Origin of the sequence: Herminiimonas arsenitoxidans (assembly GCF_900130075.1) — a bacterium.
Classification (GTDB): Bacteria; Pseudomonadota; Gammaproteobacteria; order Burkholderiales; family Burkholderiaceae_D; genus Oxalicibacterium; species Oxalicibacterium arsenitoxidans.
In genome coordinates this window covers 2,058,495-2,083,944 of record NZ_LT671418.1, presented here as the reverse complement: position 1 = coordinate 2,083,944, position 25,450 = coordinate 2,058,495, and the positions used below count along the sequence as shown (strand labels likewise).

The window sequence follows — 25,450 nt, the reverse complement described above, 5'->3', positions numbered from 1 at the left end:
GATGCAAAATCTTCTTCACAATCTCAATCCCGAACAACTCGCCGCTGTCACCTTACCCGCACAGCCTGCATTAATTCTGGCAGGTGCCGGTTCCGGCAAAACTCGTGTTCTGACTACGCGCATCGCCTGGCTGATCCAGACCGGTCAGGTCTCGCCTGCGGGCATACTCGCGGTGACCTTTACCAACAAGGCCGCGAAGGAAATGATGACGCGCCTGTCGGCGATGATGCCTATCAATACGCGCGGCATGTGGATAGGCACCTTCCACGGATTGTGTAACCGCTTGTTGCGTGCGCATTATCGTGATGCCGCCTTGCCGCAGACTTTCCAGATCCTCGATTCGCAGGATCAGTTATCGATGATCAAACGTTTGCTCAAGGCGAACAACATCGATGACGAGAAATATCCGCCGCGCAATTTGATGTACTTCATTAATAGTGCGAAGGATCAGGGTTTGCGCGCCAGTGCGGTGGAAGCCTTCGATGACTACAACCGCAAGATGGTTGAGTTGTACGACATCTACGATCAGCAATGCCAGCGTGAAGGGGTAGTTGATTTTGCCGAACTGTTATTGCGTACCTACGAATTATTGAGTCGCAATCAACCACTGCGTGAACATTATCAATCGCGCTTTCGCCACATTCTGGTTGATGAATTTCAAGACACCAATGATCTGCAATACAACTGGTTGAAGATGATGGCCGGTACGCAGGGTGCCGTGTTTGCCGTTGGTGATGACGATCAAAGTATTTATGCTTTCCGTGGTGCCAACGTCGGCAATATGAGTGCCTTCGAGCGTGAATTCAAAGTTGAGAATCTGATCAAGCTGGAGCAGAACTATCGCTCGCACGGTCACATACTTGACACTGCGAATACGCTGATCGCAAATAACACCAAACGCCTTGGTAAAAATTTGCACACTGATGCCGGCCATGGTGAACTGGTGCGCATCTATGAGGCCACCAGCGATTTGCAGGAAGCACAGTGGATTATCGAAGAGACCAAGAGTCTGATCGCAGAAGGTGCGGCACGTAGCGATATCGCGGTGCTGTATCGCTCGAATGCACAGTCACGTGTGATTGAGCATGCACTGTTCTCTTCCGGCATTCCATATCGCGTGTACGGCGGCCAGCGTTTCTTTGAGCGTGCTGAGGTCAAGCATGCGATCGCTTATTTGCAATTGATGGACAACCCGCACAACGATTCTGCTTTCCTGCGCGTGGTGAATTTCCCGACGCGCGGCATAGGCGCACGCTCGTTGGAGCAATTGCAGGATGCGGCCAAACAGTACGGTATTTCTCTATACGCGGCTGTGCCTTATGTCGCAGGTAAAGCGGGTACCTCGCTGGGTGCTTTCATTAAATTGATAGAAGCAGCGCGTTTCGAAACGCAGAATTTACCGCTGCCGGAAATGGTGCAAGTGGTGATCGATGCCAGCGGCTTGATCACGCATTATCAGAATGAAAAAGAAGGCGCGGACCGCATAGAGAACTTGGAGCAAGTGGTTAGTGCTGCAACTCTGTTTGTATCCGAAGAAGGTTTCGGTCATGATGCGCCGGCATTGATGGGACCAACCAGTCAGCAGATGGCCGGTCCTGCGATCGTCACGCAAGATGGCATAGAAGTGCTGGATGCTGATGCGCCGTTGCCGGCTGTGATGTCGCCTTTGTCCGCCTTCTTGTCGCATGCATCGCTGGAAGCGGGCGACAATCAGGCGCAAGCAGGACAGGATGCCTTGCAATTGATGACAGTGCATTCGGCTAAAGGTTTGGAGTTCGACGCGGTGTTTATTACCGGTCTGGAAGAGGGTTTGTTCCCGCACGAGAACTCACAGAAAGAAGAAGGCGGCGTCGAGGAAGAGCGTCGTTTGATGTATGTCGCGATTACACGTGCCAAGCGTCGCTTGTACATCAGTTTTTCGCAAACAAGGATGTTGCACGGTCAGATGCGCTTCAATTTGAAGTCGCGTTTCTTTGACGAGATGCCGGAAGATTCTCTGAAATGGTTATCGCCGAAAGTACAACCGCAACATCACTGGACGCCACACCCGAAAGCAGCTTGGGAAGATGCGTTGGGAGCTGGTAGCAACAAGATTGCGCAAAACATGGCCAAGACGGATATCGGCTGGCGCATCGGTGAATCAGTCGCGCATGGCAAGTTCGGTGAAGGTGTGATCGTGAATATCGAAGGCAGTGGCGGCAGCGCGCGTGCACATATCAACTTCGGTAAGCACGGAATGAAACTATTGGATTTGAGTATCGCCAAGCTCGACAAGGTAGCGGGCTGACGATGTGAAGAGTGAAGCAAGCGCAATCAGATGCGCTTGCTTCATCGTGATCAGGAAGGCAGTTCGTCCGGCGGATTGCCGAATAGATGTGTGTAAGTTGGATAAAACGAGCAGTACATAATCACTGTCAGTACCAGCGACATCGGCAGCAGTATGAAGATAGAAGCCGTTGCCGAATTCAATATCATCCCCAGAATAGAACTCACGATGACAGGCAAAATCATGCCGATAGTCACCCAGGCCAAACCGTAAATCAGGAAGGCTTTGCCAGCGCGGCGTACAGCGAAGAAGCTGTAAAAAATCGCCTTGCCTACGCCCATGCCTTGCCACGCGATCAACGGTGCAGCAAACCAGAATGCCATCGCTGCCGGCGTATATACCGCAGCAGCAAACAACATCGCCATCGTCATATTGGAGTCACGCACAGTTTCCGCATCCAATGTGATTTGGCCGGTAATCGCCTGCCAGAACACGCCACCATCCACCAAGCTGGACGCACCAACTGCAACGATCGCTGCGACCAGATACAAAGTACCCAGCTTGATCAAGGTACGTACTGCCGGCGAACGAAAACCGACCAGTAATAAATTGGGATACACGCGCTTCTCAGTCGTCACATGTACGCATGCATGCATGAAAGTCATCGAGAACAGCGGAATCAAAATCAGCGGCAGCAATTGGCCGATGACAGGGATGATGCCGACCGCCAGCATCAAGAACATATAGCCGAAAAAGAGTGTCGATAATTCAGCCGGTTGCTTGCGGAAGATGGCGAAGCCTTCTTTGACCCAGAGCCAACCGGTTATTGCAGGGAGTTTGTCCATCATCCAGCCGAAGTAAAAAGAGGGGGAGTTGCTTGTTCGATACGCAAACGCAGAATACGTTCAAAGTGTACCGGATCGTGTGGTGTCAGCATTTCTGCATCGCGCGGCAAATGGAAGTCGTATAAGCGCGACAACCAGAAGCGCAAGGCACTTGCGCGCAACATGGCTTGCCATGCAAGTTGTTCTGCCGCCGTAAATGGACGCACATGATGATAGGCGTCCAGCATTGCGCGTACGCGCGCTTGATCCAGCTCTCCGCTTTCCAGATCAATACACCAGTCATTGACGGTAACGGCAACGTCGAACAACCATGTGTCGCAACCGGCAAAATAGAAATCAAAGAAGCCAGTTAAATGGTCGCCGTTGAACATCACATTATTGCGGAACAGATCGGCGTGTATCGGGCCGTTCTGCAATAGGCGATACGTATCCGATGCGGCGAAATCGTTCTGGAAAGTCATTTCCTCTGCCAATAGTTGCTTATTGCTATCGGACAGATACGGCATGACGACCGGTGCTGTTTCATTCCACCAGGTAATGCCGCGCAGATTCGGCTGGTGAATCGTGAAATTCTCTGCCGCCACATGCATGCGTGCCAGCATCGCGCCCACTGCTGCGCAATGTACGGCTTGCGGTTCTAATTGAGATTGACCTTCCAGCTTGCTGACTATCGCTGCTGGTTTGCCATGCAGTGCATTGATCAATGCACCTTCGTGCGTCGCAATCGGCGCTGGCACCAACACACCACGTTCAGCCAGATGGCGCATCAGGTTCAAATAAAACGGCAATTGCTCGAACGTGAGCTTCTCGAATATCGTCAATACATATTCGCCGAACTCAGTCGTGATGAAGAAATTGGTGTTTTCTATGCCGGAAGGAATCCCTTTGATCGAGAGCGCTTTGCCCAGATCGAATTGTGTGATCCATTGCGAGAGGTCATCCAGGCTGACCGGAGTAAATACTGCCATGAGGAAATTAGAAAGAAATACGTGTCATCAAAAAAACAAAAAATAACGCACCGGGGTGCGTTATTGAGCAGGAGCTTTACAACTGAAATCGGTGTCGCTTACTTTGTTGCCGGTGGCAGTGTTTGAACAGGTTCTGGAACCGGCTGGCTTTTTGGTGGTCCGAACTCGCCGATCTGGAACTGCACAGGACGCGTAGTGTCGCTTTGTCCGTCGCCGCGCATGGCGCTGCCGGCCGGATCGTTAGGGTGTGCGTAATACGTGGTTCTGCCGGTTTGTACTTTGACTTCAGTTACACGGCCTTGAGATTTTTTCTCGGTAATTTTTTCTTTGGTATCCGGTTGACGAATTGTCACCGCAGGCGCTTCGCCTTCTTCCAGGCGCTGCATTTGTGGCGGTGGTGGTGCAACGTCATTGGATTGTGCATTCACAACCATAGGCGTAGCGATAACCGCGGCGGAAATCGTAATAAGTGACCAGAATTTGGATGTGCGCATAATGTATGAATGAGCCGTCGTTGAAAGGAAATGTAGCAAGATGGTTCATTGTAACAAACAGGCCAAACCCTGCCGAAAATAGTTCATTTTGTTACCAAACGCTCTGTGGGCACAGTTTTCACAGGCAAAGCGAGTGCTCATGGTGCGGCGCAAGAGGTGAAGCTGAGTGATTCGGCAACGCAAACTCTGCCATAATCGTAGCCATTTTCCATGCTGCATGACGTGCATGGTGCGCTTTACACAAGACTCTGTAGTCGCCGCCCGTTTTTCTTACTGAATCCCTATGAATAAAACCCTGTTGTTAGTTGATGGTTCCAGTTATCTATATCGCGCATTTCATGCGATGCCGGATTTACGCGGGCCGAATGGCGCGCCGACCGGTGCCATCTACGGCATGATCAATATGCTGCGTCGTCTGCGTAAGGATTATCCGACAGCGGATTACATGGCTTGCGTGTTTGATGCCAAAGGAAAAACTTTCCGCGACGATCTGTATGCCGAATACAAGGCGCAACGCGCCTCCATGCCGGATGATCTGGTCAAGCAAATCGAGCCTATCCACGAAGCAGTACGCGCGATGGGCTGGCCTATCTTGATGGTGGAGGGAATCGAAGCGGATGACGTCATAGGCACGCTGGCAGTTGAAGCGGTCAAGCACGGTATGGATGCTGTGGTATCGACCGGCGACAAGGATCTGGCGCAACTGGTTAATGATCACGTCACGCTGATCAATACGATGAGCAATGAAAAGCTGGACCGCGACGGCGTCATCGCCAAATTCGGTGTGCCGCCTGAACGCATCATTGATTATCTGACCCTGATAGGCGACACCGTCGATAACGTACCGGGCGTCGATAAAGTCGGACCCAAAACCGCAGTGAAATGGTTGACGCAATACGGCACGCTGGACGGTATCGTTGAACACGCAGCAGAAATCAAAGGCGCGGTCGGCGAGAACTTGCGACGCGCACTCGACTGGCTGCCGCAAGCCAAGACCTTGATCACCGTTAAAACGGATTGTGATTTGTCTGAACACATGAAGTCGATCACGGAATCGTTGACGCAACAACCGGAAGATAAAGATGCAATGGTCGACTTCTTCACGCGCAACGGTTTCAAAACCTGGTTGCGTGAGTTGAGTGACAAGCCGGAAGCATCCGAGAAAGCGGAAACGTCAGATGCAGCGACTGCGCCACAAGGTGCATTGTTTGCCGATGAAGCGCCGGAAGTAGAAAAACATTACGAAACGATCTTGACCGAAGCAGAGCTGGATCGTTGGTTGAAAAAAATCGATGTAGCCACGCTGACATCTATCGATACAGAAACCACTTCGTTGATTCCGATGCAGGCAAAACTTGTTGGTATCTCCTTGTGTTGCGAACCTGGTGTCGCTGCCTACATTCCGGTTGCACACCATTATCAAGATGCGCCACAACAGTTGTCGCGCGAGTTGGTGCTGACAAAAATGAAGGCATGGCTGGAAGATGACAACAAGCCGAAAGTCGGACAAAACCTGAAATACGATAGCCATATTTTCGCCAATCAGGGCGTCAATCTGCGTGGCATCGTGCACGACACCATGCTTGAATCCTATGTGTTTGAATCGCATCGCAGTCACGATATGGATAGTTTGGCCTTGCGTCATTTGAATCGCAAAACCATCAGCTTCCAGGAAGTGTGTGGCAAGGGCGCATCGCAAATTGGTTTCGATGAAGTCGAGATCGCTCGTGCAACAGAGTATGCAGCAGAAGACGCAGACATCACGCTGCAACTGCACCAACGCATGTGGCCGCAAGTGGCGGGTGATAAAGGCCTGACCTTTGTTTATGAAAAAATTGAATTGCCGACTGCAGTGGTATTGCAGAAGATAGAACGCAACGGCGTGCTGATCGATCCTGATTTGTTGGCCAAGCAATCGAATGAGCTAGGTAAACGCATGCTGGAGATAGAGCAGAGCGCGTATGAATTGGCAGGCCAACCTTTCAATCTGAATTCGCCGAAACAAATCGGTGAAATTTTCTTTGAAAAATTGAAGCTGCCTGTCGTCAAGAAGACACCATCCGGCTCGCCTTCCACCGACGAAGAAGTACTGCAAAAACTGGCAGAAGATTATCCGTTGCCGAAAGTACTGCTTGAATATCGCGGTTTGGCGAAGCTGAAATCGACTTACACCGATAAGTTGCCGAAGATGATAGATCCAACAACTGGTCGCGTGCATACCAATTATGCACAAGCAGTGGCAGTGACCGGACGACTTTCATCCAACGATCCGAATCTGCAGAATATTCCTATCCGTAATGCAGAAGGTCGCCGCATACGCGAAGCCTTCATTGCGCCACCGGGCAGCGTAATTGTCTCTGCCGATTATTCGCAAATCGAGTTGCGCATCATGGCACATATCTCTGGCGACGAAAACATGTTGCGTGCCTTTGCCGAAGGCGAAGATATTCACCGTGCGACTGCCGCAGAAATTTTCGGTGTTGAACGCGCAGATGTTGACAGTGAACAGCGTCGTTATGCGAAGGTGATTAACTTCGGTTTGATCTACGGTATGAGCGCATTCGGCTTGGCTGGTAATCTGGGTATTGAACGTGCGGCGGCGCAAAGCTATATCGAGAAATACTTTTATCGTTTCGCCGGTGTGAAGCGCTATATGGATGAAACGCGACTGGAAGCAAAAGCACGCGGTTATGTGCAAACTGTTTTTGGTCGCCGCTTGTGGCTGCCAGAAATTAATTCGCCGAATGGCCCACGTCGCCAAGGTGCTGAACGTGCAGCGATTAACGCGCCTATGCAAGGCACTGCGGCTGATTTGATCAAGCTCGCGATGATAGCCGTGCAAGGTTGGCTGGAAACGGAAAAACTGCAGTCGAAAATGATCATGCAGGTACACGATGAATTAGTGCTGGAAGTGCCGGAAGCAGAGTTGGCGCTGGTACGTGAGAAACTGCCGGAACTGATGCGTAATGTTGCCGAGTTGAAGGTGCCTCTGATTGCTGAAGTCGGTCTTGGCAAGAATTGGGATGAAGCGCATTAATTAGTACGGATGCGATACGGATATTGATTTAGCCGTTTGCTGGTTCTGTGCGTGAGTATGGAGCAGCGAATATTTTCAATCGAGATGAAGAACTACTCATAGGAGAGTCGCAATGGAGAATTTGAAAGAAGATTTCGATAGTCTGGTCGCAAAAACGTCTATCTCCGATGGCGTTGATAGACGCGGTTTTTTGAAAACGGCATTGGGTACAGGTTTTGCCGCGGCAGTGTTACCGATTGCCGCGCACAGCGCAGTGACAACGGACAGCAAGGGGCTGACGGTGGGCGAAATCACGGTTAACGTGAATGGTCAGGCCGTGCCGGTGTATCGCGCGCAACCGGAAGGTAAAACCAATCTGCCGGTGATCTTGGTCATCTCTGAAATTTTCGGCGTACATGAATACATCGCTGATGTGGCGCGTCGCTTTGCCAAGCTTGGTTATATGGCGCTGGCACCTGAATTGTTCGTGCGCCAAGGCGATCCAGGTTCTTATGGCACGATTGCGGAACTGCAGAAAGAGATCATCTCCAAAGTGCCGGATGCGCAAGTGATGGGTGATCTGGATGCAGTGGTGGCATGGGCTAAAGCCAATGGCGGCAATACGAATAAACTGGGCATTACCGGTTTCTGTTGGGGCGGTCGCGTGACGTGGCTGTATTCCGCGCACAATCCCAAGGTCAAGGCCGGCGTCGCCTGGTATGGCCGTCTGGTCGGCAGCAATAACGCACTCACGCCAGAGAATCCTGTCGATATCGCCGCCAAGTTGAAAACGCCGGTGCTCGGTTTGTATGGTGAGCAGGATGGCGGCATTCCAGTGACGACTTTGGTGCAGATGAAAGATGCCTTGGCTAAAGGCAGCAGCAAATCCGAATTCGTTCTGTTCAAGAATTCCGGCCATGCCTTCCACGCCGATTATCGTTCCAGCTATGTGGAAGCGGATGCGAAAGAGGGCTGGACGCGTTGTGTGGAATGGTTCAAAACCCACGGCGTGAGCTGACCATACGCTCTGTTTGATGACGACGCGAGGACATGAATAACGCATGTCCTCGCGTTTTTATTTGCTGAAATAGCCGGGATATGCTTTAATTTGCAACCTTGTTGCATTAAGCCCGGAGCCAAAAATTAATTCCACGCTCGTTTCCATCCTGTTGACCACCGCGATCTCCGGCGTCTTCAGCATTTCCGCTGCGGCCTTATTCTCATTTTCGCTGTTGTCCAAGCTGGTTGATCGTATGGTCAGCCTCTCTGTCGGGATATTGCTGGCGACCTCGCTGCTGCACGCATTGCCGGAAGCGTTTGAGTCAGGTGCCGATACGCATGCCTTGTTTGCACTATTGCTGGCGGGTTTGCTGGGCTTCTTCCTGCTGGAAAAATTTGCCATCCTGCGTCACTCGCATCATCACGAAGATGATGGTCACGGGCATGAGCATGGACATGACGCGAAGGAAGCCGGTGCTGCCGGCTGGATGATTTTGGTGGGCGATAGTCTGCACAATTTCACTGACGGTATTTTGATCGCCGCAGCTTTTCTGGCTGATCCGCATCTCGGTATCTTGACCGGCCTGGCCATCATTGCGCATGAAATCCCGCAAGAGATCGGTGACTTCATCGTCTTGCTGAATGCAGGTTTTACCCGCAGACGTGCTTATGCGTACAACATCATTTCTGGCTTGACGGCAGTGGTCGGCGGCCTCGTCGGCTACTTCATGCTGGACCGTTCGCAAGAATGGATTCCATACGTGCTGGTGTTTGCATCATCGGGATTCATCTACATTGCGGTGAGCGATTTAATGCCGCAGATGCAACGTCGTGCATCCATGCGCGAGACGATTCCACAAATCTTGTTGATCGCGCTCGGCGTTTGTATCGTGCTGTTTTTGACAGGACATGCGCACGCGCATTAAATGCTGCGCGTGCGGTCATTCCAGATATTGAATTATGCGACTGGTCGTGACGGATCAGCGCACCATTCGCTCCACGAGCCTGGATAAAGCGCAGCACCTGACAAGCCTGCCACTTCCAGCGCCAGCAAATTATGGCAAGCGGTCACGCCTGAACCGCACTGCATGACAGCCTTGGATGGATCGCTGATGATTGCACTGAATTCACTGCGCAGTTGTTCCGCAGATTTGAAGCGACCATCAGCCTGCAAATTCTCTTTAAAGAAACGATTCTTTGCGCCGGGAATATGTCCGCCGACTGGGTCTATCGTTTCATTCTCACCGCGGTAACGATCAGGTGCGCGCGCATCGACGATGGTACGTTTTTCATCTGACAGATTATTCAGAATATCGGCAACGCTAACAGTCGAAGTGAGCGCAGGTTGCTCTGCTATATCGCCGCGTACGTGCAAGGATGCTTCGGTAGAAAGCCACATGCCATTCGCCAGCCATGCCGGCACACCGCCATCCAGTACGGCAACTGCTTCGTGCCCAACCCAACGCAACATCCACCACAGACGTGCGGCGAACATGCCGCCATGCGCATCGTAGACCACGACTTGCGAAGTGTCATTGATGCCCCAGCTTTGCAGTGTGGCGATGAAGCTGGCGCGATCCGGCAGCGGATGGCGACCGCGGAAGACATTATCTGCGCCTACTTTTTCGCCAGCCAGATCGGTATCCAGATGGGCGAATTGCGCATTCGGAATGTGTCCTTCCGCATAGGCGATGCGACCTGCCTCCGGATTGGCGAGGTCGTGGCGGCAATCGAGAACTATCCAGTCGTGCTCGAATAAATTCTTGGATAAATCTTCTGCAGAAATCAGTGTGGTGTAAGCCATGTTCTACCTTTTAAATTGCCGTGTGCTTTTGGCGCACGCGCATGATCATTTCAAACGAGCTTTTAAATTTCTGTCGCAATCGGGTCGGCAGAAGTGATGTTTTTGACCGTCGCCGTATTGCGGATATTGTAGAACGTTGCCACGATGCCGCTGATCAGAATGATGGCGATGCCGAGCCAGCCATAAAGTCCCAATACATCACTCCAGATGATGATGCCCCACAAGCTTGAAAAGACGATACCGGTGTATTGCAGATTGGCCGTGACCAGTGTGTTGCCGAGTCGATAGGCGCGCGTCATCGCCATCTGTGCCATCGCCGCGAGTACGCCTATGCTGAGCAGCAGCGTGATGCCATAGGTGGAGTGTGCGCGGAAAATGCTGACGGGTTCGCCTTGCAAGCCTGGTCCGAACATGCAGCCGAGAAAGCCCGCGAACAAGCCAGTAGCGGAAAAATAAAACACGACACGTGATTCCGGTTCGCCGAGTTGGCCGAGATGTCTTACCTGCAAATACGCCAATGCCGATAGCGCGCCGGAGAGTAGCCCGATGACGCCGCCCAGCCATTGATCGTCATGTATCGATGGTCGCAGCAGTAAGGTAACGCCGATGAAGCTGGCAAGGATGGCTGTCACCAGGCCCCATTCAAAGCGCCGTTTCCCCAGGCGCCAGGCAGCAAAGAACAAGATGCCGGAAATCCAGATCGGTGCCATGTAATTGAGTGTCATCGCGGTGGCCAGCGGCAGCAGGGTGATCGCGTAAAACCATAGCCAGACGGCGACTGTGCCGATGAAGCAGCGCCATAAATGTTGCCAGATGAAAGGCGTCTTTAAGCTACCGTTCTGGCGCAGGATCAAGGCGTAAATGAAGATCACGCCGATCAGGCCGCGATACATCAGGATTTCGGCGACGGTATAGGTTTCTGATGCCAGCTTTACGCACACCCCCATGATGGCAAAGGAGAAGGTGGCGAACAGCATCCAGAGTGATTGCATGAGTATTGAAGAGAGGTGAGGCGGTTGATGCTGCAGGATTGCAAATATTCGTTGTCGGGATGACGTGTGCGCATCATCCCGACAGATTTACTTTTTTAAACGTCTAACTGGCGGCGATACCATTCATGGAAGTGTTGCATGCCGTCTTCCATAGGCGATTGATACGGACCGACTTCATTTTCGCCACGATCGAGCAAAATCTTGCGGCCGGCATCCATGCGCAAGGCGATCTCGTCGTCTTCTTCGCAGGTTTCCATATAGGCTGCGCGTTCGGCTGCGATAAACTCGCGTTCGAACAGCACGATTTCTTCCGGGTAGTAAAACTCGACCACATTGCGTGTTTTTTGCGGGCCGTTCGGCCACACGGTCGACACGACCAGCACATGCGGATACCACTCGACCATGATGTTCGGATACAGCGTCAGCCAGATCGCGCCGTACGGTGGTGCTTCGCCGTTGCGGAATTGCAGGATCTGTTCCTGCCACTTTTGATACTTTGCCGAGCCGGATTTGGCCAGTGCGTGATGCACGCCTACGGTTTGCACACTGTACTGGTCGCCGAATTCCCATTTCAAATCATCGCAGCTGACAAAGCTGCCGAGGCCGGGATGGAAAGGTTCGACGTGGTAATCCTCCAGATAGACTTCGATAAAAGTCTTCCAGTTGTAATCGCACTCGTGTACTTCCACGTGGTCCAGCATATAGCCGCTGAAATCCAGGTCCTTGGTGACGCCAAGCTTGCCGAGGATGTTGGCGACATTCATGCCGTTTTGTTCAAACAGCAAGCCGTTCCAGTTTTGCAAAGGTGTATTCGACAGGTTCAGACAAGGCGTTTCACCGAAATGCGGCGCGCCTATCAATTCACCCTTGAGGTCATAAGTCCAGCGATGCAGCGGGCAGACGATATTCTTCGCATGGCCGCGACCATTGAACATTTTCGCCTGGCGATGACGGCAGACGTTAGATAGCAATTCGATACCGTGCTGATTACGTACCAACATGCGGCCTTCGTTTTCCCACGCGAGCGTGGCAAAGTCGCCGACATTCGGCACCATCAGCTCATGACCCGCATAACGCGGTCCTTCACGGAACAATTGCTGGATTTCTTGCTTCAACAGCGCTTCGTCAAAATAGACGTTGACTGGAAGTTGCGCGTTAGAACGCGCGAGTTTGGCGAGATTAGCCAGATCGGACATCCCCACCCCCAAATTAATTTGCACCAACCTAAGAGGAAAGAATCCGCAAAAACCTTAATCAAACGAGATAAAGAGGCAATTTTGGACAGAACCGAGGATTATACCCCAGAGTCTGGTGCTCCGACGAGCCGGCAAAGCACCAGTGCACGCCATATTTTGATAATTAATAAAAAGAAAATGTTTCTCGCCAGTGCCGGTCTGGCGCGATAAAAATTGGGATAACAGGCAGCATTTGCGCTTTTTTTCGATAAAAAGCGCGTTTTCCGCATTTGAAACCGATGGATATGCTGCGTTTATCAACAGTGCAGGGTGGTTTGCTCTAAAATAACGGGCTAAACCATTTACCAGTTCTTATGTCAAAAAAATCTACCTCTGCCGCCTTGCCTTCGTCGTTTGAAGAAGCGATGGCAGAACTCGAACAGTTGGTCGCACGCATGGAAGCGGGCGAACTGCCGCTGGAAGCATCGGTTGCGGCCTACAAGCGCGGCTCCGAACTGGTGAAGTATTGCGCCGCGCAACTCGAAAAAGTCGACAATCAGGTCAAAGTGCTGGAAGGCGATATGCTCAAGCCATTCAATGCCGATCGTGCAATCGAGGCAGATGAATGACGACTATGCAATCGTTTGACGGCTGGATGAAAGCTACGCAGGCAGAAATGGAATTGGCACTGGTGCAGCATTTGCCGCCGGTGGCGCAAACACCTGCACGCTTGCACGAAGCCATGCATTACGCCGTGCTGGATGGTGGCAAGCGTGTGCGCCCCTTGCTGGTATACGCCGCTGGTGCCTTGTTCGATGCGCATGCTGCTGAATTGGCGCGCGCTGCAGCAGCGGTGGAAATGATCCATGCGTATTCGCTGGTGCATGACGATATGCCGTGCATGGATGACGATGCCTTGCGTCGCGGCAAGCCGACCGTGCATGTGAAGTACGACGAAGCATGTGCCTTGCTGGTTGGCGATGCTTTGCAATCGCAGGCGTTTGACGTATTGGCCGATGGCGGGCTCGATCCGGTGCGACAACTGGCGATGGTGCGTTTGTTGGCTAAAGCCTCCGGTTCGCTCGGCATGTGCGGTGGACAGGCTATCGATCTGGCAAGTGTGGGATTGAGTTTGTCGCTGGAAGAATTGGAGCAGATGCACCGTTTGAAAACCGGTGCCTTGCTGCGTGTATCGGTATTGCTGGGCGCACTCGCCGGCAAATCCTTATCCGCAGAAGAAACACAGGCGCTGGATAGTTATGCGGCGGCCATCGGTCTGGCATTCCAGGTGGTGGATGATGTGTTGGATGCGACGGCAGATTCGGCCACGCTGGGTAAAACCGCGGGCAAGGATGCGGCAGATAACAAGCCGACGTATGTATCGATATTGGGTCTGGAGCAATCGAAGACCCTGGCAGAAAATTTGCGCAACGATGCTCATCGTGCGCTGGAGCAGTTTGGAGAAAAAGCACGACGCTTGCGAGAACTCGCAGATTTGATCGTGCAGCGGAAGGCTTAGTATGAATTTGCTTGAAACTATTAACGACCCAGCCGACATACGGCAATTCTCACGCCCACAGCTCAAGCAGCTGGCGGATGAGTTGCGCGCGTTTGTGCTGGAATCCGTCTCGGCAACTGGTGGTCACTTGTCGTCCAATCTCGGCACGGTGGAACTGACGATAGCTTTGCACAACGTCTTCAACACGCCGGAAGATCGCATCATTTGGGATGTAGGTCATCAGACTTATCCGCACAAGATACTGACCGGTCGTCGCGACAAGATGCACAGCTTGCGTCAGATCGATGGCATTTCGGGCTTCCCGCGTCGTGATGAAAGTCCTTACGATACTTTTGGTACTGCGCATTCGTCGACTTCGATTTCTGCTGCACTGGGTATGGCACTGGCTGCCAAAACCAAAGGTGAAGATCGCCACGCGATCGCTGTGATCGGTGATGGTGCGATGACTGCCGGCATGGCGTTTGAAGCCATGAACAATGCCGGTATTCATGACGATATCAATTTGCTGGTGGTGCTAAACGATAACGATATGTCGATCTCACCGCCGGTAGGCGCATTGAATCGTTATTTGGCACGCCTGATGTCCGGACAGTTTTATGCGGCGGCAAAAAATGTAGGCAAGACTGTTTTGCCTGCGCCTATGCGCGAGCTGGCAAAACGTTTTGAAGAACATGCGAAAGGCATGATCGTACCGGCCACGATGTTTGAAGAATTTGGTTTCAACTACATCGGTCCTATCGACGGTCACGATCTGGATTCGCTGATTCCAACACTACAGAATCTGAAGAATTTGAAAGGCCCGCAATTCCTGCACGTGGTGACGCGTAAAGGTCAGGGCTACAAACTGGCGGAAGCCGATCCTGTGCTGTATCACGGTCCAGGCAAATTCAATCCGGCCGAAGGCATCAAGCCGAGCACTGCGAAGAAGGTTACATACACTAGCGTTTTTGGTGACTGGTTGTGCGATATGGCTGCCGCTGATAAGCGATTGATCGGTATTACGCCGGCGATGCGTGAAGGTTCCGGTATGGTGGAATTTGAACGTCGTTTCCCGGATCGTTATTACGATGTTGGTATCGCTGAACAGCATGCGGTGACCTTTGCTGCCGGTATGGCGTGCGAAGGCTTGAAACCGGTTGTCGCGATTTACTCGACCTTCCTGCAACGCGGTTACGATCAACTGATCCACGACGTTGCGCTGCAAAATCTGGATGTGACTTTTGCGCTGGATCGTTCTGGTTTGGTCGGTGCCGATGGTGCGACACATGCCGGGAACTATGACATCGCCTTCCTGCGTTGCATACCCAATATGGTCATCATGGCGGCGTCGGACGAAAACGAATGCCGTCAAATGCTCTCGACTGGTTTTCAACATCCAGGGCCGGCTGCAGTGCGTTATCCGCGTGGTGGTGGTATCGGCGCCAAGGTGGGTACTGATCTGGCGACGATTCCACTCGGCACTGGCGAAATCAAACGCGAAGGCAAAGGGATTGCGATCCTGGCATTCGGCACGATGGTCGCACCTAGCGTGCAGGCTGGTGCAGAGCTGGATGCAACAGTTGCCAATATGCGCTTCGTCAAACCGCTGGATGTGGAATTGCTCAAACGTTTGGCAGCAACGCACGATGCACTGGTCACGGTAGAAGAAGGTTCCATCATGGGCGGCGCAGGCGCAGCAGTGGCAGAAGCCATGGCAGCTGCAGGCATCGTCAAACCATTATTGAATCTGGGCTTGCCAGATCAATTTATCGACCACGGCGATGCAGCAAAATTGCTCGCTCTGTGCGGACTGGATGCAACAGGCATCGCCGCTTCTATACGCAAACGCTTCGGCAAAGACCAGCCACGCCTGGTCGTCAATCAGTAAGCAATGATTTCTGTGCGGTGCCGCAATGGCACCGCCTACTTTAAGGTTTAAGTATGAATACTCGCGATCCCGGCTTGAGTGCCATCCCCGATGTACAAAGCACGCCGGATACCCGTCGTATTGCGATTCAGCGTGTTGGTGTCAAAGGTGTGCGTTATCCGATTACGGTAAAAACACTGTCGGGTGTACAGCCATCGGTAGGCACATGGAATATGTATGTGCATCTGGCAGAAGAGCAAAAGGGCACGCACATGTCGCGCTTCATCGCGCTGCTGGAAGAAAATACGCGTCCGCTGGACGTGAACGTATTCGGCGAAATGATGCGCAAGATGTTGGCTTTGCTGGAAGCAGACGCTGGCCGCATCGAAGTATCGTTCCCATATTTCATCAACAAGACTGCGCCGGTTTCGGGCGTGCAAAGCTTGATGGATTATGAAGTCGGCCTGAATGGTGAATTCAAGGATGGCAAACTCGAAGTTACCTTGAAAGTATTGGTGCCGGTAACCAGCTTGTGCCCATGCTCGAAAAAGATTTCTGCATACGGCGCGCACAATCAACGCTCGCACATCACTGTGCATGCCTTGTTGGATGGCGATGTGATCGTGGAAGAATTGATTGCCAACATCGAGGCGCAGGCTTCGTGCGAATTGTATGGTTTGTTGAAGCGTCCGGATGAGAAGTATGTGACGGAACGTGCTTACGACAATCCGAAGTTTGTCGAAGATCTGGTACGCGATGTTGCCGTGATGCTGAACAATGAAAAACGCGTGCTGGCCTATACGCTGGAAGCGGAGAACTTTGAGTCCATCCATAACCATTCAGCTTATGCTTTGATTGAGCGCGACAAGCGTTTGAATTAAACGCTTCAAGATATAAAAATGCCGTTCAGTGAAGAGCTGAACGGCATTTTTTATTTGTACTGCTGCAATCTGAGGAAGTCGCTGCGGCTAGAGCAAATTTCAGGTGTCAATATCCTTGTCTCTTTCCTTCTCCCACAACACATCCGACCCACCCGCATAACGATTCAATACACGCGACAACACAAACATTAAATCCGACAATCGATTCATATACTGGCGTGGATTGTCGTTGAGTTTCTCGGCCTTGCCTAAAGTAACAATGGTGCGTTCAGCGCGACGACATACAGTACGGCAGATATGCGATTGTGCGGCCGCGCGTGAACCAGCTGGCAGGATAAATTCTTTTAACGGTGGCAGTGTGCTGTTGTACTTGGCCAGCAAGCCGTCCAGTCGCGCAACTTGCTCATCATGTATCAACGTATAGCCGGGGATACATAACTCTCCGCCCAGATCGAATAAATCATGCTGTATCGAGATCAATTCTTCACGCAAGGCTGGCGGCAAGTCTTCGCACAGCAACAAGCCCAGATGCGAATTCAGTTCATCTACATCGCCCATCGCGTGTACGCGCAGTGCATCCTTGTCGACGCGGCTGCCGTCGCCGAGTCCGGTCGTACCTTTGTCGCCGGTGCGTGTTGCGATTTTTGAAAGTCGATTGCCCATGAATAAGAATGGAAAGTGTAGGGAAGGCCTGAGGATACGGGAAAACGGCTGACTCAGGCTGCTCACTAAAAGACTCGGCGCACCTCAATTGTGTACGGGCAGGTCTATATTTGTTGTGAAAATTGCATTTGAATAAGTTTTGCATGCTTTAAAACAAGCACTTAGCTAAAAGAAGCCGGTGAAGCCGGTAAAATGATGCCTTGATAACCGACGATAGATTGACGCAATGGCAATAAGACTTCCTCCTGTGCACGCCCTTTCCGCTTTTGAGGCTGCAGCGCGCCATGGTTCGTTTGCAGTTGCTGCAGAAGAGTTGTGTATTACGCCATCGGCGTTTTCCCATCGCATACGCTTGCTGGAAGAGTTCGTCGGCGAGCGCTTGTTTGCGCGCGATGGCCGTAGCGTCAGCCTGACCGAGTTTGGTCGCCGCTATCTGGATGTGGTGCGTGATGCCTTGCGCTCGCTGGCCGATTTTCCCTTGCCGCATCGTCATCCGCTGGCACAGCCGCGCGTCAAGGTTACGGTTCCGCCTACTTTTGCGCGCTATTTGTTCTTGCCGCATCTGGCTGAATTCACCACGCAATATCCAGATATCACGATAGAGGTTTTCCTCTCGGTGCCGCTGTACGACATGGCATTGTCGGAGACCGATCTGGAGATACGTTTTGGTGCCGGCAAGTATCCGGACACTACCACCGAGAAACTGTTCGAAGAGCCGGTATTCCCGGTCGTCAGCCCCGCCTATCTGGAAAAAATCGGTGGACTGCAAACGCCAGCTGATTTGCAAAAAGCGCAGTTGCTGCGTTCCGCTCTGGAGCCGTGGCAGCCATGGTTCGAGGTGGCAGGTCTGGATTGGGCGGAGCCGGCGACGGGTTTGCGTATCGATGATCTGGGTTTGTTGCTGGAAGCGGTCAGACATGGCTATGGCGTGGCGTTAACGCGCAAGCACTTTGCCGATGAAATGATCGCACGTGGTGAAGTTGTGCCTCTCTTTGATATTCAATTGACGACGCCGCAGCATGCTTATTACCTAGTGTACGAGCAAAGCGTACGCGAGCGGCCTGAGGTCGCGCTGTTCATGAACTGGATGACGGAGCGCTTTAATATGCAGCGTATGGCTCAGTGAGCTGATACGCTGACATTTTTCACATCACTTGAATAATTTTCACCCTGGCAGGTAAAGCTTTCAGTCCAGCAAGGGTGCGTATTCGTTACACTCTGATCAGACCTCGTGCGGCTGTCAGTAACAGACGCGAAAATTGCAATCAGGATTGATGATGAATACAACTTCGGCACCTCCATTTACAGCGGCGTACCAGCGCACGGTAGTGGACGCATTGCGTGCTGCTCTGCCGGAACGTTGCGTACTCTTCAACGAAGAGGATACGCGACCATACGAATGCGATGGCCTCGCTGCATACAGCCAGCTGCCTATGGTGGTGGTCTTGCCCGACAATGAAGAGCAGGTCATTGCCGTTCTCAAAATATGTAATGCCCTCAAAGTGCCTATCGTGCCGCGCGGTGCCGGTACCGGTTTGTCCGGCGGTGCCTTGCCAATTGCCAATGGCATCGTGCTGTCGACCGCGCGCTTGAACAAGATCGTTAAAGTCGATGCGTATGCACGTACAGCTGTCGTACAGCCTGGCGTACGCAATCTGGCGATCTCCGAAGCGGTTGCGCCGCTCGGTCTGTACTACGCTCCCGATCCATCTTCCCAAATCGCCTGCACCATAGGTGGCAATGTTGCCGAAAATTCCGGCGGCGTGCATTGCCTCAAATACGGTTTGACCGTGCACAACGTGATGCGCGTGCGCGTTGTCACGATAGAAGGTGATGTGATTGAATTGGGTGGTGCTGCGCTGGATGCGCCGGGTTTGGATTTACTCTCTGTATTCGTTGGTTCGGAAGGCATGCTGGGCATGGTGACCGAAGTGACGGTTAAACTGATTCCTAAACCGAAACTGGCGCGCGTGATTCTGGCGTCTTTCGATGATGTGGTTAAAGGCGGCAATGCAGTCGCTAGTGTGATTGCTGCCGGCATTATTCCAGCCGGGCTGGAGATGATGGACAAGACATCAACGCGCATGGTCGAACCTTTCGTCAAAGCCGGTTACGACATCGATGCAGAAGCGATTTTGCTGTGTGAATCTGATGGCATTCCGGAAGAAGTCGAAGAAGAAATCGCGCGCATGACCGAGGTGCTGAAGCATTCAGGCGCTACCGCAATCGCTGTGTCGCGCGATGAGGCTGAGCGCTTGCGCTTCTGGTCTGGCCGTAAAAATGCATTCCCTGCGGCTGGTCGTATTTCCCCTGATTACTACTGTATCGACGGTACGATTCCGCGTCGCAGTCTGGCCGATGTATTGACCGGCATTGCGCAGATGGAAATCAAATACGGCTTGCGCTGCGCGAACGTGTTTCATGCGGGCGACGGCAATTTGCATCCACTGATTTTGTTCGATGCCAATACCGAAGGTGAATTTCATCGTGCTGAATTATTCGGCGCTGAAATTCTGGAAATGTGTGTCGCCGAAGGTGGCACCATCACCGGCGAACACGGTGTGGGTCTGGAAAAAATCAATCAGATGTGCGTGCAGTTTTCGCGTGCAGAGATCGATGCTTTCTTTGCCGTCAAACGCGCCTTCGATCCAGTCTCTCTGCTTAACCCTACCAAGGCAATTCCAACGCTGCAGCGCTGTGCCGAGTACGGCAAGATGCACGTCAAGCGCGGCATGCTGAAGTTCGCCGATTTACCGCGCTTCTAATTTTTCAAGGTCAGCATGGAACAGGTAATCGAACAATTTAAAGAAAGCATACTAGCTGCCGGTCGTCAAAAGCAGCCATTGTGCATACGTGGTGGCGGTACCAAAGATTGGTACGGCCAAACGCCGAGCGGCACGGTACTCGATACGCGTGCGTATAGCGGTGTCGTCGCTTACGATCCAACCGAGTTAGTCATCACCGTACGCAGTGGTACGCCGCTGGTGGAAGTGGAAGCAATTCTGGCAGAACAGAATCAGATGCTCGCATTCGAGCCACCGCATTTTGGTCCTGGCGCAACGGTGGGCGGCATGGTCGCTACCGGTCTGTCCGGTCCGCGTCGTGTCTCCGTTGGTGCCGTGCGCGATTTCGTGTTGGGCGCAGTGGTGATGGACGGCAAGGGCGATGTGCTGCATTTCGGTGGCCAGGTGATGAAGAACGTCGCTGGTTACGATGTCTCGCGTTTGCTGACAGGCGCACTCGGTACGCTGGGTTTGTTGCTGGAAGTGTCGCTCAAGGTTTTGCCTAAACCGTATGCAGAAACCAGCTTGCGGCTTGAGATGAATGAAGAAGAAGCGATCCGTCGCTTGAACGAGTGGGGTGGTCAACCTTTGCCTATCTCTTCCAGCGCATGGTACGACGGCACGCTCGTGTTGCGTTTGTCTGGTGCGAAAGCGGCAATAGTCGCAGCACAGCAAACCATAGGCGGCGAAGAAGTAGAAGGCAACGACTTCTGGATCGCAATGCGTGAACAGAGTAATGAATTCTTCACACAATCAGATGTGTTGTGGCGCTTGTCTGTGCCATCGACTACACCACCGATAGCACTGGCCGGTGAACAGTTGATTGAATGGGGTGGTGCGCAACGTTGGTTACGTTCTGATGAAAGCGCAGAGACCATACGTGCTGCTGCAATACAAGCTGGTGGTCATGCAACGCTGTTCCGTGGTGGCGACAAGGATGTTGGCGTGTTCCAGCCATTGGCACCTGCTGTTGGCCGGATACATCAAAACCTGAAAAACAGTTTTGACCCTGAAGGCATCTTCAATCCGGGTCGTATGTACGCGCAGTATTGAGCGACAGTATTCATCGTTACTTGTTTGACCGTGCGTGAGTAGTGACCATGAATGTTTGGTCACTCCCGCAGTAAGACTCTTCAGAGAATTGTAGGATTCAATGCAAACCAATTTAGCCGATTTCATCAAAAATACTCGCGAAGGCCAGGAGGCAGATGCCATTCTGCGTAGCTGCGTACATTGCGGATTTTGCACGGCAACCTGCCCGACCTATCAATTGCTGGGTGATGAACTCGATGGTCCGCGTGGCCGTATTTACTTGATCAAGCAAGTGCTGGAAGGCAAAGAGCCGACCGCGAAAACCCAGTTGCATCTGGATCGCTGCCTGACGTGCCGCAATTGCGAAACGACTTGCCCATCCGGCGTGAAGTACGGACGTCTGATCGATATCGGCCGCAAGGTAGTAGAAGATCGCGTGCCGTATTCGTTCTCGCAAAAATTGAAGCGCACGGCATTGAAAGAATTATTACCGCGCAAATGGCTGTTTGAACCAGCGATGAAGACAGGCCAATTGTTCCGTCCGCTGTTGCCGCAGGCGCTGAAGAACAAAGTGCCACGCAAGGAAAATGCCGGTACCTGGCCTACGCGTGCGCATGAACGCAAGATGCTGTTGCTGGATGGCTGCGTACAACCTGCGATGTCGCCGAATATCAATGCTGCAACTGCGCGCGTACTCGATGCACTTGGCGTGCAATTGGTCGTAGCGCCGAAGGCTGGTTGCTGCGGCGCGATTCGTCATCATTTGAACGATCACGACGGTGCCTTGAATGATATGCGTCGCAATATCGATGCATGGTGGCCATTGGTGGAAGCTGGTGCAGAAGCTATCGTGATGACCGCATCCGGTTGCGGTGCGACGGTCAAGGATTACGGTCATCTGTTGGCGGAAGATCCTGCGTATGCAGAAAAAGCATCAGTGATTTCCGGCCTGACAAAAGACTTGAGTGAAATCATGCCAGCCTTCGAAGCAGAGCTGCAAGGCAAGCTGCATGGAAAAATTTCCAAGCGCGTGGCTTACCATCCACCTTGCACTTTGCAACACGGTCAGCAAATCCGCGGCAAGGTTGAAGGCGTCTTGCGCGCCGCCGGTGTGGATGTGCAGTTGTGCGGTGATAGTCACTTATGCTGTGGCTCGGCTGGTACCTACTCGGTGATGCAGCCGGAGTTGTCGTATCAACTGCGTGACAATAAACTCGCCAAGCTGGCAGAGACTAAAGCAGAAATGATCGTTTCTGCCAACATCGGTTGCTTGACGCATCTGCAATCGGGTACCGATACGCCGGTCAAGCACTGGATAGAATTGATCGATAGTGCATTGAAGACTGCGCACTAAACCACGCACGATAACAATAAAAAACGCTGGCAGTACTGTGAAGTACAGCCAGCGTTTTTTATTGCAGTCGCCGTTTTATTCAGCGAGTAATTTGTTGATATCGTCTACCAACTCTTCCGGCTTGGTTTGTGGCGCATAGCGTTTGTAGACGGTGCCGTCTTTCTTGATCAGGAACTTGGTGAAGTTCCACTTGATCGCTTCGCTACCGAGCAGGCCAGGTGCAGCGTGCTTCAAATATTTGAACAGCGGATCGGCGTTATCGCCATTTACATCGATCTTGGAAAACAGTGGGAAGGTCACACCGTAATTCTTTTCGCAGAAAGCACCAATGGCATCTGCATCGCCCGGTTCCTGTCCGCCGAATTGATTGCAAGGGAATCCAAGTACTTCCACGCCCTTGTCGCTGAACTGTTGATAAACCGCTTCCAGTCCCTTGTATTGTGGTGTGAAGCCGCATTTGCTGGCGGTATTGACGATCAACAAGACCTTGCCGCGATATTGCGCGAGATCGACGGGGGCGCCGGCCAGACTGTTGGCTTTGAAGTCATAGATATTGCTCATACGATACCCAAATGTTCAGTGCCTTTGCTCAGATCGCGCGTCTGTGCTTCCTTGCCATTCAATTTGATGGAAAGGCGCAAATCGTTGACCGAGTCGGCGTTGCGGAGTGCATCTTCGTAAGAAATTTTTCCTGCTTCATACAAATCAAATAAAGCTTGATCGAAAGTCTGCATGCCGAGTTCGCGTGACTTCTTCATGATCTCTTTGATCTCGTGCACATCGCCTTTGAAGATCAGGTCGGAGACGAGCGGCGAGTTCAACATGATCTCTACTGCGACACAGCGGCCTTTGGTATCTTTCAGCGGAATCAGGCGTTGCGAAATCATCGCTTTCAAATTCAACGACAAATCCATCAGCAATTGCTGGCGACGTTCTTCCGGGAAGAAGTTGACGATACGATCCAGCGCTTGATTCGAGCTATTCGCATGCATGGTCGCCAAACACAGATGACCGGTTTCGGCAAAAGCGATCGCGTAATCCATGGTTTCGCGATCACGTATCTCGCCAATGAAAATAACATCAGGTGCCTGACGTAAAGTGTTCTTCAGTGCGATACCCCAACCATCGGTATCGACACCGATTTCGCGTTGCGTGATGACGCAGTTTTTATGCGGATGCACGTATTCAACCGGATCTTCGATCGTGATGATGTGGCCGTAGCTGTGTTCGTTGCGGTGGCCGATCATGGCGGCCAAAGTAGTCGATTTGCCTGAGCCAGTTGCACCCACCATGATGACCAGACCGCGCTTGGTCATCACGATATCTTTCAGGGTTTCCGGTACGCCTAGATCTTCAATTTTTGGTATGGCCGTCGTAATGGTGCGGATGACCAAGCCGACGCGACCTTGCTGCACGAATGCCGACACGCGGAAGCGACCGATGCCACCTGGGCTGATCGCGAAATTACATTCTTTCGTCGCTTCAAATTCTGCCGCTTGCTTGTCGCTCATGATGGCGCGCGCCAATTCAATCGTGTGTGCAGCTGTCAACGGTTGATTTGATACTTGCGTCATCTTGCCGTCGATCTTGAATGCAGGCGGGAAGTCAGCTGTGACGAAAAGATCGGAGCCGTTCTTGCTCAGCATTAGGCGGAGCAAGTCGTACATGAATTTAGTGGCTTGATCGCGTTCCATACTTTTCCTTCGTTCGAAAATCTAGTGGCTTAACGATCAGCCTGGGAAGTTATCCGGTGTCTTGGCAGCAGCGCGCGCTGTTGCATTTGAAATCACATTGCGCTTTACCAACTCAGTCAGATTGCTGTCCAGCGTCTGCATGCCGACATTTGAGCCTGTCTGGATTGCCGAATACATTTGCGCAATTTTTGCTTCGCGTATCAGATTGCGAATCGCAGGTGTGCCGAGCATGATTTCATGCGCTGCCACACGACCTGTGCCGTCTTTTGTTTTCAGCAAAGTTTGCGAGATAACGGCTTGCAATGATTCGGACAACATCGCGCGCACCATTTCTTTTTCATCGCCAGGGAAGACGTCGATGATACGGTCTATGGTTTTTGCTGCGGACGAGGTATGCAGCGTGCCGAATACAAGGTGACCGGTTTCTGCTGCGGACAATGCCAGACGTATGGTTTCCAGATCGCGCAACTCGCCAACCAGAACGACATCGGGATCTTCGCGCAGTGCCGAGCGCAATGCGTTTTCAAACGAATGAGTATGTGGGCCGACTTCGCGTTGATTGATCAGACATTTTTTCGAATCGTGGACGAATTCAATCGGATCTTCAATCGTCAGAATGTGGGCGTATTCGTTTTCATTGACGTGATTGACCATTGCTGCCAGCGTGGTCGATTTGCCGGAACCGGTCGGTCCTGTGACGAGAACCAGACCGCGTGGTTTTAATGACAGCTCAGTAAAAATCTTGGGAGCATTCAAATCTTCCAGACTCAGAATTTTGGAAGGAATTGTACGCAGTACTGCTGCCGCACCGCGGTCCTGATTGAAGGCATTGACGCGGAAGCGTGCCAGACCAGGAATGGCGAAGGAAAAATCGATTTCCAGTCTTTCTTCATACACTTTGCGCTGGCCGTCGTTCATGATGTCATAGATCATGCCGTGCACATCTTTGTGCTCTAACGGTGGCAAATTGATACGACGCACATCTCCGTGCACACGAATCATTGGAGGCAAGCCGGCGGATAAATGAAGATCGGATGCTTTATTCTTGACCGAGAACGCAAGTAGTTCTGAAATGTCCATTTATAATCCCTGAGCCTGCTTCAAAAAGGTGAGTCGCAC

Annotated in this window: 22 protein-coding genes; 12 read left to right on the top strand and 10 right to left on the bottom strand. The window is 52.1% G+C overall.

All coding sequences use genetic code 11. The annotated features are described in order from the left end of the window. The first annotated feature begins 1 nt into the window (after position 1). Complete coding sequence (locus BQ6873_RS09795) at positions 2–2,287, top strand: UvrD-helicase domain-containing protein (RefSeq protein WP_076592483.1); 2,286 nt, start codon at positions 2–4, stop codon at positions 2,285–2,287. Positions 2,288–2,337: 50 nt separating this feature from the next. Here the strand turns inward: BQ6873_RS09795 and BQ6873_RS09790 are convergent, their stop codons facing one another. The 3 genes from BQ6873_RS09790 to BQ6873_RS09780 form a co-directional block, all read right to left on the bottom strand. Beyond that, entirely contained in the window at positions 2,338–3,111 is a 774-nt protein-coding gene (locus BQ6873_RS09790; RefSeq protein WP_076594055.1) for a BPSS1780 family membrane protein, read from the bottom strand. Beyond that, positions 3,111–4,079: a homoserine kinase gene (locus tag BQ6873_RS09785; protein ID WP_076592482.1), complete on the bottom strand. Its 969-nt coding sequence runs from the start codon at positions 4,077–4,079 to the stop codon at positions 3,111–3,113. The genes BQ6873_RS09790 and BQ6873_RS09785 overlap by 1 nt, the downstream gene beginning before the upstream one ends. 98 nt (positions 4,080–4,177) lie before the next feature. Further along, entirely contained in the window at positions 4,178–4,573 is a 396-nt protein-coding gene (locus tag BQ6873_RS09780; protein ID WP_076592481.1) for a DUF2782 domain-containing protein, read from the bottom strand. Positions 4,574–4,856: 283 nt separating this feature from the next. Here BQ6873_RS09780 and polA point away from each other — a divergent pair, with 283 nt between their 5' ends. From polA to BQ6873_RS09765, 3 genes are all read left to right on the top strand, one after another. Next, on the top strand, positions 4,857–7,610 hold the full coding sequence (gene polA / locus BQ6873_RS09775) for a DNA polymerase I (protein ID WP_076592480.1): 2,754 nt from the start codon (positions 4,857–4,859) through the stop codon (positions 7,608–7,610). A 112-nt stretch (positions 7,611–7,722) separates the two neighbouring features. Further along, positions 7,723–8,607, top strand: a complete 885-nt coding sequence (locus tag BQ6873_RS09770) for a dienelactone hydrolase family protein (RefSeq protein ID WP_076592479.1) — start codon at positions 7,723–7,725, stop codon at positions 8,605–8,607. Between the two features lie 148 nt (positions 8,608–8,755). Then, positions 8,756–9,514, top strand: a complete 759-nt coding sequence (locus BQ6873_RS09765) for a ZIP family metal transporter (RefSeq protein ID WP_076592478.1) — start codon at positions 8,756–8,758, stop codon at positions 9,512–9,514. 32 nt (positions 9,515–9,546) lie between these two features. Here the strand turns inward: BQ6873_RS09765 and BQ6873_RS09760 are convergent, their stop codons facing one another. The 3 genes from BQ6873_RS09760 to BQ6873_RS09750 form a co-directional block, all read right to left on the bottom strand. Further along, entirely contained in the window at positions 9,547–10,392 is an 846-nt protein-coding gene (locus tag BQ6873_RS09760; protein WP_076592477.1) for a sulfurtransferase, read from the bottom strand. Between the two features lie 62 nt (positions 10,393–10,454). After that, positions 10,455–11,384, bottom strand: coding sequence for a DMT family transporter (locus tag BQ6873_RS09755; protein WP_076592476.1), 930 nt, complete (start codon positions 11,382–11,384; stop codon positions 10,455–10,457). A 95-nt stretch (positions 11,385–11,479) separates the two neighbouring features. Then, positions 11,480–12,580, bottom strand: a complete 1,101-nt coding sequence (locus BQ6873_RS09750; RefSeq protein WP_076592475.1) for an aromatic ring-hydroxylating oxygenase subunit alpha — start codon at positions 12,578–12,580, stop codon at positions 11,480–11,482. A 353-nt stretch (positions 12,581–12,933) separates the two neighbouring features. Between BQ6873_RS09750 and BQ6873_RS09745 the strand changes: the two genes are divergently transcribed. Genes BQ6873_RS09745 through folE2 form a run of 4 tightly spaced genes read left to right on the top strand, consistent with a single transcriptional unit; the run spans position 12,934 to position 16,805 of the window. Next, the gene (locus BQ6873_RS09745; RefSeq protein WP_012078194.1) at positions 12,934–13,188 is read left to right on the top strand and encodes an exodeoxyribonuclease VII small subunit; all 255 of its coding nucleotides are present in this window, start codon (positions 12,934–12,936) and stop codon (positions 13,186–13,188) included. Positions 13,189–13,193: 5 nt separating this feature from the next. Beyond that, positions 13,194–14,078 carry a polyprenyl synthetase family protein gene (locus BQ6873_RS09740; protein ID WP_083664535.1) on the top strand — a complete coding sequence of 295 codons (885 nt, stop codon included), beginning with the start codon at positions 13,194–13,196 and terminating at the stop codon, positions 14,076–14,078. Between the two features lies 1 nt (position 14,079). Beyond that, entirely contained in the window at positions 14,080–15,945 is a 1,866-nt protein-coding gene (dxs, locus tag BQ6873_RS09735) for a 1-deoxy-D-xylulose-5-phosphate synthase (protein WP_076592473.1), read from the top strand. A gap of 53 nt (positions 15,946–15,998) precedes the next feature. Then, complete coding sequence (gene folE2, locus BQ6873_RS09730; protein ID WP_076592472.1) at positions 15,999–16,805, top strand: GTP cyclohydrolase FolE2; 807 nt, start codon at positions 15,999–16,001, stop codon at positions 16,803–16,805. Between the two features lie 99 nt (positions 16,806–16,904). Here the strand turns inward: folE2 and BQ6873_RS09725 are convergent, their stop codons facing one another. Continuing rightward, positions 16,905–17,468 (bottom strand): cob(I)yrinic acid a,c-diamide adenosyltransferase, encoded by a 564-nt coding sequence (locus BQ6873_RS09725; protein ID WP_076592471.1) that lies wholly within the window; start codon positions 17,466–17,468, stop codon positions 16,905–16,907. 226 nt (positions 17,469–17,694) lie between these two features. Between BQ6873_RS09725 and BQ6873_RS09720 the strand changes: the two genes are divergently transcribed. From BQ6873_RS09720 to glcF, 4 genes are all read left to right on the top strand, one after another. Continuing rightward, entirely contained in the window at positions 17,695–18,594 is a 900-nt protein-coding gene (locus BQ6873_RS09720; protein ID WP_076592470.1) for a LysR substrate-binding domain-containing protein, read from the top strand. A 151-nt stretch (positions 18,595–18,745) separates the two neighbouring features. Beyond that, entirely contained in the window at positions 18,746–20,233 is a 1,488-nt protein-coding gene (locus tag BQ6873_RS09715; RefSeq protein WP_076594054.1) for an FAD-linked oxidase C-terminal domain-containing protein, read from the top strand. Positions 20,234–20,248: 15 nt separating this feature from the next. After that, positions 20,249–21,304 carry a glycolate oxidase subunit GlcE gene (glcE, locus tag BQ6873_RS09710; RefSeq protein ID WP_076592469.1) on the top strand — a complete coding sequence of 352 codons (1,056 nt, stop codon included), beginning with the start codon at positions 20,249–20,251 and terminating at the stop codon, positions 21,302–21,304. Positions 21,305–21,404: 100 nt separating this feature from the next. After that, positions 21,405–22,637, top strand: a complete 1,233-nt coding sequence (gene glcF, locus BQ6873_RS09705) for a glycolate oxidase subunit GlcF (protein WP_076592468.1) — start codon at positions 21,405–21,407, stop codon at positions 22,635–22,637. Positions 22,638–22,712: 75 nt separating this feature from the next. On the opposite strand, the gene BQ6873_RS09700 is transcribed toward glcF, so the two are convergent. The 3 genes from BQ6873_RS09700 to BQ6873_RS09690 are packed head-to-tail and all read right to left on the bottom strand — an operon-like array spanning position 22,713 to position 25,411. After that, a complete protein-coding gene (locus tag BQ6873_RS09700; protein ID WP_076592467.1) occupies positions 22,713–23,198 on the bottom strand; it encodes a glutathione peroxidase in 486 nt (161 codons plus the stop codon). After that, positions 23,195–24,331, bottom strand: coding sequence for a PilT/PilU family type 4a pilus ATPase (locus BQ6873_RS09695; protein ID WP_076592466.1), 1,137 nt, complete (start codon positions 24,329–24,331; stop codon positions 23,195–23,197). Before BQ6873_RS09695 ends, BQ6873_RS09700 begins: the two co-directional genes overlap by 4 nt. 36 nt (positions 24,332–24,367) lie before the next feature. Beyond that, positions 24,368–25,411, bottom strand: coding sequence for a type IV pilus twitching motility protein PilT (locus tag BQ6873_RS09690; protein WP_076592465.1), 1,044 nt, complete (start codon positions 25,409–25,411; stop codon positions 24,368–24,370). Between the last annotated feature and the right edge of the window lie 39 nt (positions 25,412–25,450).

Bases quoted from the DNA above. Each gene is read 5' to 3' on its own strand.
- BQ6873_RS09795 (WP_076592483.1), top strand. From the start codon at position 2: ATGCAAAATCTTCTTCACAATCTCAATCCCGAACAACTCGCCGCTGTC.
- BQ6873_RS09790 (WP_076594055.1), bottom strand. From the start codon at position 3,111: ATGGACAAACTCCCTGCAATAACCGGTTGGCTCTGGGTCAAAGAAGGC.
- BQ6873_RS09785 (WP_076592482.1), bottom strand. From the start codon at position 4,079: ATGGCAGTATTTACTCCGGTCAGCCTGGATGACCTCTCGCAATGGATC.
- BQ6873_RS09780 (WP_076592481.1), bottom strand. From the start codon at position 4,573: ATGCGCACATCCAAATTCTGGTCACTTATTACGATTTCCGCCGCGGTT.
- polA (WP_076592480.1), top strand. From the start codon at position 4,857: ATGAATAAAACCCTGTTGTTAGTTGATGGTTCCAGTTATCTATATCGC.
- BQ6873_RS09770 (WP_076592479.1), top strand. From the start codon at position 7,723: ATGGAGAATTTGAAAGAAGATTTCGATAGTCTGGTCGCAAAAACGTCT.
- BQ6873_RS09760 (WP_076592477.1), bottom strand. From the start codon at position 10,392: ATGGCTTACACCACACTGATTTCTGCAGAAGATTTATCCAAGAATTTA.
- BQ6873_RS09755 (WP_076592476.1), bottom strand. From the start codon at position 11,384: ATGCAATCACTCTGGATGCTGTTCGCCACCTTCTCCTTTGCCATCATG.
- BQ6873_RS09750 (WP_076592475.1), bottom strand. From the start codon at position 12,580: ATGTCCGATCTGGCTAATCTCGCCAAACTCGCGCGTTCTAACGCGCAA.
- BQ6873_RS09745 (WP_012078194.1), top strand. From the start codon at position 12,934: ATGTCAAAAAAATCTACCTCTGCCGCCTTGCCTTCGTCGTTTGAAGAA.
- BQ6873_RS09740 (WP_083664535.1), top strand. From the start codon at position 13,194: ATGCAATCGTTTGACGGCTGGATGAAAGCTACGCAGGCAGAAATGGAA.
- dxs (WP_076592473.1), top strand. From the start codon at position 14,080: ATGAATTTGCTTGAAACTATTAACGACCCAGCCGACATACGGCAATTC.
- folE2 (WP_076592472.1), top strand. From the start codon at position 15,999: ATGAATACTCGCGATCCCGGCTTGAGTGCCATCCCCGATGTACAAAGC.
- BQ6873_RS09725 (WP_076592471.1), bottom strand. From the start codon at position 17,468: ATGGGCAATCGACTTTCAAAAATCGCAACACGCACCGGCGACAAAGGT.
- BQ6873_RS09720 (WP_076592470.1), top strand. From the start codon at position 17,695: ATGGCAATAAGACTTCCTCCTGTGCACGCCCTTTCCGCTTTTGAGGCT.
- BQ6873_RS09715 (WP_076594054.1), top strand. From the start codon at position 18,746: ATGAATACAACTTCGGCACCTCCATTTACAGCGGCGTACCAGCGCACG.
- glcE (WP_076592469.1), top strand. From the start codon at position 20,249: ATGGAACAGGTAATCGAACAATTTAAAGAAAGCATACTAGCTGCCGGT.
- glcF (WP_076592468.1), top strand. From the start codon at position 21,405: ATGCAAACCAATTTAGCCGATTTCATCAAAAATACTCGCGAAGGCCAG.
- BQ6873_RS09700 (WP_076592467.1), bottom strand. From the start codon at position 23,198: ATGAGCAATATCTATGACTTCAAAGCCAACAGTCTGGCCGGCGCCCCC.
- BQ6873_RS09695 (WP_076592466.1), bottom strand. From the start codon at position 24,331: ATGGAACGCGATCAAGCCACTAAATTCATGTACGACTTGCTCCGCCTA.
- BQ6873_RS09690 (WP_076592465.1), bottom strand. From the start codon at position 25,411: ATGGACATTTCAGAACTACTTGCGTTCTCGGTCAAGAATAAAGCATCC.